Annotated in this window: 6 protein-coding genes and 1 pseudogene; 5 read left to right on the top strand and 2 right to left on the bottom strand. The window is 70.8% G+C overall.

All coding sequences use genetic code 11. From position 1 onward, the window contains the following. From ACFP1K_RS40395 to ACFP1K_RS40385, 3 genes and pseudogenes are all read left to right on the top strand, one after another. A pseudogene (locus ACFP1K_RS40395) lies at positions 1-743 on the top strand (type IV secretion system protein); the annotation flags it as partial. Between the two features lie 3 nt (positions 744-746). Further along, positions 747-1400 (top strand): hypothetical protein, encoded by a 654-nt coding sequence (locus tag ACFP1K_RS40390; protein ID WP_380763766.1) that lies wholly within the window; start codon positions 747-749, stop codon positions 1398-1400. Then, positions 1397-2479, top strand: coding sequence for a C40 family peptidase (locus tag ACFP1K_RS40385; protein ID WP_380763764.1), 1083 nt, complete (start codon positions 1397-1399; stop codon positions 2477-2479). Before ACFP1K_RS40390 ends, ACFP1K_RS40385 begins: the two co-directional genes overlap by 4 nt. Positions 2480-2489: 10 nt before the next feature. Here the strand turns inward: ACFP1K_RS40385 and ACFP1K_RS40380 are convergent, their stop codons facing one another. Next, entirely contained in the window at positions 2490-2939 is a 450-nt protein-coding gene (locus ACFP1K_RS40380; RefSeq protein WP_380763762.1) for a hypothetical protein, read from the bottom strand. A gap of 71 nt (positions 2940-3010) precedes the next feature. Further along, the gene (locus tag ACFP1K_RS40375) at positions 3011-8203 is read right to left on the bottom strand and encodes a LamG-like jellyroll fold domain-containing protein (RefSeq protein WP_380763760.1); all 5193 of its coding nucleotides are present in this window, start codon (positions 8201-8203) and stop codon (positions 3011-3013) included. A 454-nt stretch (positions 8204-8657) separates the two neighbouring features. Here ACFP1K_RS40375 and ACFP1K_RS40370 point away from each other — a divergent pair, with 454 nt between their 5' ends. Further along, entirely contained in the window at positions 8658-9047 is a 390-nt protein-coding gene (locus tag ACFP1K_RS40370; protein WP_380763758.1) for a (deoxy)nucleoside triphosphate pyrophosphohydrolase, read from the top strand. A 106-nt stretch (positions 9048-9153) separates the two neighbouring features. Next, positions 9154-9710 (top strand): hypothetical protein (locus tag ACFP1K_RS40365; protein ID WP_380763756.1); only part of this gene is annotated, 557 nt, incomplete at its 3' end.

Raw genomic sequence — 9710 nt, 5'->3', positions numbered from 1 at the left:
CCGGCGGTCCGGGCGCGGCGGGCGCGGCCGGTGCCGCGCTGCGCGGCGCGGCCCGGGGCGGGGGAGCGGGCCGCGGAGGCGGCACGACCGGGCCCTCGCAGCGGCCCGCGGCCGTACGGAACAGCGGTCCGGGCGCTCCGGTCTCCGGGGGCGGCGGCTCCGCGAGCAGCGGTTCAGGCGGTTCGGGTGGCGGCTCAGGCGGCGGTTCGGCGAGTGGTTCGGCGGGCGGCTGGTTCGGCGGGCGCGGCGGAGGCGGGTGGGCCTCGCGTGGCTCGTCCGGCGGCTCCGGGCGCGCCGAGACGCCGAGGCGTACCACCGCGGGCGGGCCACGCGGTTCGGGCGGCGGTTCGGGCGGCGGCTCGGGATGGCTGTCCGGCGGCGGCTCCTCCGGACGTTCCTCCGGCTCCTCGGGCGGCTCGGGTGGTTCAGGCGGCTCGGGAGGCCGCGCCTCGCGTGGCTCGTCCTCCGGGCGTTCCTCCGGCGGCGGCCTGTTCGGCGGTTCGGGTGGCTCGGGTGGTTCGGGCCGTTCCGGTGGCTCGGGTCGCTCCGGCGGTTCCGGTGGTTCGGGTGGCGGCCTGTTCGGCGGCTCCGGGGCCAGGTCGGCGCCGCGGCCGTCCGGTGGCGGGCGCTCGGCGTCCAATGAGCCGCCGCCGCTGTGGTTGCCGCCGCGTGCCGACTCCGGGCGCGGTGACGACGAGGGCGCGCCCTTCTGGCTCAGGCCTGCCGGCCCGGGCAAGGACTGACGCATGGTCCAGCTGCGCGACCGGCGCGGGCTCGCCTTCGCCGGGGTGGTCGTGGCGCTGGCGGCCGTCGGCGTCTACCTGACCCTCCGGCCCGCCTCCTCCGGCCCGGACGTCCCCGACCCCGCAGGCCGTCCGGCCGCCGTGGTCTCTCCCGGCCCGGTGGAGCCCGTGACCGGCACGCCGGCCCCCCGGGTCAGCCCCGGGACGTTCGACATCTACCGCTACCTGCCGCTGACCCGGCAGCAGATCGCCGAGGCCGCCGACGCGGCCCAGCGCTTCGCCGTGTCCTACGCCACCTACCGCCACGACGAGGACCCCGCGTCGTACGCCGAGCGGCTCAAGGCGTTCACCACCGTGGAGTTCGGCACCGTTTTGTCCAGGGACGTCACCACGCCCTCGACGGTTGAGCAGAACCGCGCCGGGCAGATCATCTCGTCGGGGACGGCGAGCCTGAAGAACATCCGTGACATCTCCGACGGATCGGTGGTGTTCGTGGTCACCGTCGTGCAGCACATCACCGGCAAGGACGGCCCGCAGGAGCGCAGCGCCGACTACGCCGTCACGCTCACGCAGGTGGGCGACGGCTGGCGGGTGTTCGACATGCAACAGGCCGACGTCGGCCAGGAAGGGGACACCGGCGAGGGGACGATCCAGTGACGTCCCGGGTACGCCTCGCCCTGATCATCGGGCTGGCCGGGGTCGTCCTGGTCACGCTCATCATGGCGCCGATGCTGATGAGCACGTTCCCGTCGTTCCTCGGCGGCGGCACCGTCACCGACTGCGCCGACGACTCGCCCAAGTTCGCCAACGTCTCCAACACCGCGCAGTCCGACATACCGCCCGAGTACCTCGCGCTGTACAAGAAGTGGGGCCAGAAGACCGGCGTGCAGTGGACGGTGCTGGCCGCCGTGGGCAAGCGGGAGACCGACCACGGGCGCTCCAACCTGGCCGGCGTGAAGAGCGGCACCAACTACGCCGGGGCCGCCGGGCCGATGCAGTTCCTGATCAGCACCTGGGGCGGCAAGGCCAAGCTCAAGATCTCCAGCAAGATCAACGGCTACGCCTCGGACGGCGACGACGACGGCTACGGCGATGTGTACAACCCCGCCGACGCCATCCTCGGCGCCGCCAAGATGCTCAAGCGCAACGGCGCCCCCGGCGACCTGCGCCGCGCCCTGTTCGTCTACAACCGCGCCGTCTGGTACGTCGAGCAGGTCCTGGAGATCGCCCGCAGGTACGCCTCCGACGGCACCCTGGACCTCCCCCCCGAGGCCGACCCCGCCTGCGACCCCCCGCTCGTCGAGGCCGCCCCCAGCGACGTCGTCCGCAAGATCCTCCAGTACGCCCTGGCCCAGCGCGGCAAGCCCTACCGCTGGGGCGGCACCGGCCCGCAGGGCTTCGACTGCTCCGGCATCATCTACATGGCCTACCGCGCCGCCGGCCTCTCCATCCCGCGCACCACCTTCGGCCAGTGGCCCTTCGGCAAGAAGATCTCCAGAGGCGACGAACAGGCGGGTGACCTGGTCTTCTTCAACTCCGGCCCCGGCACCTCCTCCAACAACCCCGGCCACGTGGGCATGGTCGTCTCCCCCGGCAAGATGATCGAGGCCCGCTGCACCCTCTGCGGCCCCATCAAGGTCACCACCTACCGGGAACGGCCCAACATCGTCGGCTACACCCGTCCCCTGCAGAACCCCAAGATCCTGGAGCAGCTGCGCGGCCTGGGCCTGACCTGACCGCCGCCGCTCACGCCTGGGCGGCCGGCCAGAACTGCAGCTTCAACAGGGTGACGCCGACGACGTCGGCCGTGAACTCCTCGTGGCGCAGGTATTTGCGATGCACCCTGACCTGCCAGGCGGCTTCCGGGCGGCCGAGGTCGAACTCCGCCCCGTAGGACTCGTCCCCCGAATACTGGCTGACGGCGCGCACCTTGCCCGACTCCAGGCGCACGCTTCCCGACCAGGAGTCGTCCCAGGACGCGAGGGGAGGAGGCGCTCCGTCCCAGAGCTCATATTTGATCAGAAATCGTTCGCCGTCGGTGTCGTCGATCGCGATCCCGTTGTCGCCGGTTCCGACCCACCCGTCCGCGTCAGTCTCGATCTCGTAGAGATCGCCCGCGTCCTCGACGTCCGCGACACCGGACAGATAGCGCGACATCGCGTTCGGGTCGAGAAGCTCGGTGACGACGTTCACCACAGGCGTTTCCTTACGTTACGCGGGGTCGGACCGGGGGCCCGGCCGGTCGCCGGCCAAGCCCCCGGAGGACGCTACAGCATTTCCATCCAGTACTGATCGAAGTTCAGGATTCTGTTGTTCTGGTACCAGGCTCGGAGCACGATTCCGTGCGCCTCGTTCTCGGCCGCGTTTATCATCGCGACCGAGAAGTTATGCGGAGGATTGGCGCGCGCCGAGCCTTGCAGGGTGGAAGCGAAGGGGAACTCGTCGCAATCTTTTCCTTCTTCTTTCTTGAGTTCGTTCTTGCAGACCACACCGGCGGCCGTGCGATTCCCGGTGCCGGTCGGCTCGTATCCATGACGGGTCAGCGTGTCGTTCCAGCGGCCACCCGGGATGTGCTTCTGCGCGGTCAGGTCCGGGTAGGACTTCCCTCCCGGTGCGGGGAAGGTCTTCGTCCCTGGCGTGAGCGCGCGCTTGATGTGCTCGTACATGTTCGGGAACCCGACGCCCTTGGCGTTGACGTCGTTCCTGGTCATCGAGAACGACGGGACGCCCGACATGTGAACACATCCGCCACCCTGCTTGTTGTGCCACTTGATCTGGGGTGACCTGTCGCACCTGAACGTGCCGTCCCCGTAGACCGGGGTGCTGCTCTGGTGGCCGTCGTCCGGGTGGTTCGTGATTATCGAGTAGTTGACCGTGCAGTCGCTCTTCAGGTGGTACCCGGTGCCAGGGCCCGAGGTGAAGGTCTGGCTCGTGTGCCACTCGGTGGAGGCCGCCGCCCTCCATTGGCTCACGGTGTACGTGCCCGTCATCCCGGTCGCGGCCCCCGCGACGCAGCCGCTGCTGTTCGAGCCGATCGTGTTGGCGAAGCGGACACCGCTCGGCACGTCCCCCTCGACGCTGTCGATATAAATGTGCTTCTTGACCTGGAATTCGCGTTTGTCCATCGTCCCCTGGATGTAGGTGAGCTGGTGTCCCTTGAGAGTTCCGACCAGCTGGGGAATGAAGATGCGGACCCTCCAGACGTTTATCGTCCAGCCGGAATAGCGGCAGTGGGCGTACCGGCTCGGCGTGATCGCGTACGGCGCGTTTCCCGTGGTCGTCGCGTTGTGACATTGCGGGTAGGTCGCGCTGGGCGTGACGGACGCCTTGCCGCCGATGACCCGTTTGATGGTGCTCGGATCAGGGGGATCCGCGGCGGCCGTCTGGGCGGCGGTGCGGAGCGCCGTGCCGGAGACGCCCGCGGTGAGGTCCTGCCAGCCGCTCCAGGCGCCCTGGCCGTCCGCGCCGGTGACGCGGGCCCGCCATCTCACCCGCTCACCGGCCCGCAGCCGGCCGGCCGGCACCCGCGCCGTCGCCCGGGAGTCACCGGCTTCGGCGGTGACCTGGCCCGACCAGAGCAGACGCCTGCCCGCGGCGGTCAGGTCCCGCTTGGCGGGCACGCGGGCGACCTCGACGTCCACCTTCGCCGCGCCGCCGTGCCCGGCCGACAGCCAGGTGGTCAGGCTGGGGGTGAGGGTCGAGGTGACGCCCGCTCCCCGCACCGTGCGGCCGTCGTCCACCGCCAGCTTCTCGATCGCGGGAGCGGCCCCCGCACGCGACGCCTGGACCGCCGCACCTGACGGCGGGACGGCACCGAGGGCGGTGTTCATGTCGGCCTGGATCTCGGTCGCGGTCAGGGCGCGGTTGTAGACGCGCACCTCGTCGATCAGGCCGGCGAAGAACTCACCCCAGGTGGTGTTGCCGCCGATGCGCAGCGGGCCGCCGTCGTCGTCGAGCGTGCCGGTGAACGCGGACTGCGCGGCCTGGGTGCCGTTGACGTACAGACGGACCGTGCTGCCGTTGTAGGTGACCGTCAGATGGCTCCACTGGTTCAGGGGCAGCGGGGCGGTGCCCCCCACACCTCCGGCCTCCTCGGCGCCGGTCTGCAGCCAGCCCTCGGGCACGGCGCCGTTGGAGGCGTACAGGCCGTAGGAGCCGCCGACGTCGAGTTCCTTCATCGCCACGGTGCGCCAGGCACCCTGCACCGCGGAGGGCCGCACCCACGCGGAGAGCGTCAGCGCGTCGGTCAGCCGCAGCGACGCGGCATGGGGGACGGTGACCCAGCTGGACGACCCGTTGAACGACAGCGCCGAGCCGTACCGGCCCGTCGCCCAGGAGGTGTCCCTGACCGCTCCGGCGTTGCCCCGCCCGGAGGAGTCGCCCACGTTCGTGCCCGAGCCCTCGTTCATGCCGTAGGCCGCCACCAGCCCCGTGACCGGGGTCGGGGTGACCGTCGGCGTGGGAGTCGGGGTCGGTGTGGGTGTCGGGGTGGGGTTCGGCGTGGTGGAGCCCACCGGTGTGCTCATGTCGGCCTGGACCTGCGCCGCGGTCAGGGCGCGGTCGTAGACGCGCACCTCGTCGATCAGACCGCTGAAGTGCTCACCCCAGACCGCGTCCCCGCCGATGCGCAGCGGGCCGCCGTCGTCGTAGAGGCTCTCGTTCATGGCGGTCTGGCCGGCGGGCTGGCCGTTGACGAACATCCGTAGCGTGGCGCCGTCGTAGGTGGCCGCCAGGTGGCTCCAGGTGTTCACCGGCAAGGGCGAGCCGCCTTCGACCTGCGAGAAGCCCTCGGGGTCGGGTTGCACCCAGCTGGAGGGGACCCCGTTGTCGTTGGCGGCGTAGAGGCTGTAGGAGAGGCCTTCGTCCTCGTCCAGTTCCTTGGCCATCACCGCTCGCCAGCCGGACAACGTGGCCGGGTTGACCCAGGCCGACAGGGTCATCCCGGTCGTGAGACGCAGCGACGCGGCGTCCGGGACGGTGACCCAGCTCGACGTGCCGTTGAACGTCACGGCCTTGCCGTACTTGCCGTTCGCCCAGCCGGTGCCGGTGCCCGTACCGGTGTTGTTCCGCCCGGAGGAGTCGGCCACGCTCGCGCCGGAGCCCTCGTTCATGCCGTAGGCCGCCACCAGGCCGGGCACCGCGCCGGCGCCCGTCGTGAACGACCAGGTGTGGGGCGTCATGACGTTGCCCGACGCGTCCTTGGCGCCGTCGGCGTCGACCCGGTACGCCGTCTGGTCCGCCAGCGGCGACGCGGGGGTGAAGGTCCACCGGGTGCCGCCGTCGCCGCTCGTCAGGGTTCCCGGCACGGCCGTGTCCGACGGGTCCTTCACGGTGAGCCGGACGTCGGACACCGCCTCGCTGAAGTTCACCCGCACCGCGGTGCTCGCCGGCACGCCGGTGGCGTTCCCGGCCGGGTCGGTCCCCGTGACGGCCGGCGCCTCGGTGTCGGGTCCGCTGGTGGTGAACGACCACGCGTGCGGGGCCGTCATCTGGTTCCCGGCGAAGTCCAGGGCCTCGCCGACCTCGGCGGTGTAGGTGGTGTCGGTGGCCAGGGGCGCGCTCGGGGTGAAGGTCAGGGTGGTGTCCGCCGCGTCCATGGACGCGGTCCCCGCCACCTCGGCGTTCTGCGCGTCCTTCACCACGATGCGCGCATCGGTCACCGGCTCGCCGAACACCGCCTTGATCGTGCCGCCGATCGGGACGCCGGTCTGCCCGCCGGTCGGAGTGGTGGACGAGACCGTGGGCGGCGCGGTGTCGTCGCTGGGCAGAGGATTGGGCTCGGGTGGTTCCTCACCCGCCGGCGGGGGCCCCTCGTCCTCGCCGCCCGCCAGCTCCTCATCGGTGAGATCGTCCGGGTAGTACGCGTCCAGCAGCCTGCTCGGGGCCGAACGCCCGGCCGCGATCGCGTCCGCCATCGCCTGCTCGGGCGTCGTGGCCCGCGGCGGGGGCAGCTGGTCGACGTAGACGTTGCCCGACTCCACCCACGCCTTGTCCTGCTCGTACGTGGTCGCGGGGGGCTCGGCGCCGTTGTAGGAGCGGGGGGCGACGAGATACGTCGTCTCCGCAGGTGTGTACTCGACGATGAGGACGGGGCCGCGCGGCGTGAAGGGCCAGGTGTCGTAGCCGCCGTACTCGTCGGAGCGGTACCAGCGCCAGTTGGTCGGCACGCTCTCGCTGGCCGAGGCCAGTTGCACGCCGAAGTCGTTGGCGCCGTCCATCCACGCCTGGGTCATCTGCTCGACCGAGTACCAGAGCTCGCCCTCGCCCTCGGGGCAGCTCAGGCCGTAGGCGCCCTTGTTGCCGACCTGGCCGGTGCTCGTCACCGACGGCTGGCCGCTGGACCAGGTCATCGTGTTGATGTTCCAGTCGGTGGTGACGCGGCGGGCGACGATGCCGGCGGTGGCGGTGTCGCTGCAGTCGTTGGTGTCGTAGTTGAACAGGCGCAGGTCGGCGTTGTTGACCGTGCCGCCCTCCAGCGGGGTGCCCCTGATGTGGAAGCGGACGTAGGCGCGCCAGGTGACCGTGCCGCTGTTGGACCGGCCTGTGATGAGCCTGTTGAGGCCCTTGTTGCTGTTGCTGCTCGGGTAGCTGTGGCTGACGAAGGTGTCGCCCGCGATGCCCGTCCCGGTCCAGTCCTCCATCAGAGGCACCGCCAGCGTGACCGGATAGGTGACCGCCGGATTGGACAGGAAGCCGGCGTCAGGGGCGACCACCAGGGCACCCGCGCCGTCCACACTCGTGGCCGCCGTGCCCAGGCGGCCGGTGGCGGGCGCGCGCGTCTCGGTCGCGTCCAGCATCGGGATCCCGGCCAGGTCGGCGATCTCCTTGCCCTCGCCGTTCAGCACGCCGGGGGTTTTGTCGCTTCCCTTGCCGAGCTTGAGGTCCTTGGGCAGGTCGACCGGGATGCGGAGCTTCAGGGCCTTCGCGGGGCGTTGCCGGAGCACGATCTCGTGCCGGAATCCGTCCGGGGCGACGGTGACGACCAGGTCGGCGCCCGGCCCGTAGGCGTCGGTGTACGTGGCGGTGTTGTTCCTGACCACCGGCTTCGGCAGCTTCGCGGGGGCGGAGACGCTTCCCGCGCCCGCGTCGCCCGCGTACTTGACGGCGGTGGTGTCACCCCCGAGCGACAGGGTCAGGTCGCCCTTGGTGGCCTTGGGCCGCAGGACGCCGTCCTGGACGGCCAGGGTGGGGTCGACGGCCTGCCAGGCCCCGTTCTTCCTGACCCGCACCGGGGTGCTGGACACCTCGGCGCGCACGGTCTTTCCGTCGGGGTTGGCGTAGTAGGTTCCGGTCTCCGAGCGCAGTGCCTCGATCTCGACGCGTTTGTTGTCCTTTTTGGCCTGGTCGAAGGCGGCGTCAGGGCTGCCGGCGTGCGGCGCCCGGGCGGCGGGGGTGGGGGAGGGTTCGGCGCTCGCGGGAGCGCTTACGAACGAGAGGGGCAACGCCAGGAGCGCGATCACGGCAGCCGGGCGCCGCGTCCTGGCGGATAACCCGGACGCTGATCGTGGTGATTTCATACCGGCCTTTCCATAGGCGGGAACGGCACGATAATGGCATGTCAAATCAAAAAAGGTACAGAGTCAATAAAGTGACGAGAAGGGTGTGATCTGTGATTGGTTCGCCTGGAGCGAATGGCTTTCCGGGGGGATTTCTTTTCAGCGGTATTGTTTCCGGGTGGATTGTTGTTTCCGGCGTTCAACCCACGTCGTTTCCTGGCGCGCCGGGTCCGCGCGTACCCCGTGCGGCGGGGCCCGCGGTGGCCCGCTCCGGCCCGACGGGCGGCGGGCGCCCCGGTGGGGACCCCGGTCAGGGGCCTGAACTGGGGTGGGGGCGGACAGGGGCGGCCATGGTTCGGGAACGGTGTCAAGTGTTGCTGAGGGCGGATCGGCGGAGGGGTCCTTAGGCTTTACCCGCATGGAGAAGATTGTTGTCGCGGCGGCCATCATCGATGGCGGGAGGCTTCTGGCGGCGCAGCGGGCCGGACCACCGGCGATGGCGGGCGGATGGGAGTTCCCCGGGGGCAAGGTCGATCCGGGGGAGACCGACCACGAGGCGCTGATACGGGAGTGTCAGGAGGAGCTCGGGGTCGGGATCAAGGTGGGGGAGCGGGTCGGGGGCGACTGGCCGCTGACGCCGGGGTACGTCATGCGGGTCTGGCTGGCGAGCTTGATTTCCGGCATTCCGCACCCTCATGAGCACTTGGCACTGCGCTGGCTGGGTCGTGATGAGCTTTTCGACATAGCCTGGCTGCCCGCCGACCTTCCCGTGGCGAAGGCTGTACGCCATCTGATCGCCGAAGGTTGAGTCCCGGCTCCATGTGAGATAACTGCTACGCACAGTGACTATGATGACGCGTAGCGTATCGGGGAGCGGGGTAAGTGTTATGGCCGGTTGGTGGATACATGCCCGAATGGCACCCATCGTCGGTGCCGGAGCACTGATCCTGGGTGGCAGTGCGTCGGCCGCGACGGGGGACGATCCCGGGCAGCGGGATTCGACGGCGGAACACCGCCTCAGCGTCCGCCTGGTGGACGCCGGCGGGCCGCTCCGTCCCGGCGCCGTCATCAGGCCCGGTGCGGTGGCGCACTTCCACGTGCGCATCGAGGGCCCGGTGGACGAGACCCTCCTGACCGTCACCACCAGCCCGCAGGACGCCCCGCTCGCGCTCCGCTGCGCCCGCAGGCAGCGACTGGTCGCCGCCGCCCCGGGCGCCCCCTCCGGCCTCCGCATGCTCCCCGCCAACGTCTGCAGATTCGACGAGATCACCGGCGCCCGGACCGTCGACGTCAAGGTGACCGTCCCCCCCGAGGCCGACGAGATCGGCGTCACCGCGGTCGCCCAAATGCGCGACCCCGGCGGCGTGCAATGGGTAAAACGCATGGCCGGCGCCGAATACCCAGTCGGCCGCCCCCTCCACGCCCAAGGCACCCCCCCACCCCCCGGCACCCCCGCCACCTGGCAATCCCC

Origin of the sequence: Sphaerisporangium aureirubrum (assembly GCF_042658925.1) — a bacterium.
Lineage (GTDB): Bacteria > Actinomycetota > Actinomycetes > Streptosporangiales > Streptosporangiaceae > Sphaerisporangium > Sphaerisporangium aureirubrum.
This window is presented reverse-complemented; position numbering and strand designations above follow the sequence as displayed.

Excerpts from the sequence above, each read along its gene's own strand:
- ACFP1K_RS40390 (WP_380763766.1), top strand. The coding sequence starts at position 747 with ATGGTCCAGCTGCGCGACCGGCGCGGGCTCGCCTTCGCCGGGGTGGTC.
- ACFP1K_RS40370 (WP_380763758.1), top strand. The coding sequence starts at position 8,658 with ATGGAGAAGATTGTTGTCGCGGCGGCCATCATCGATGGCGGGAGGCTT.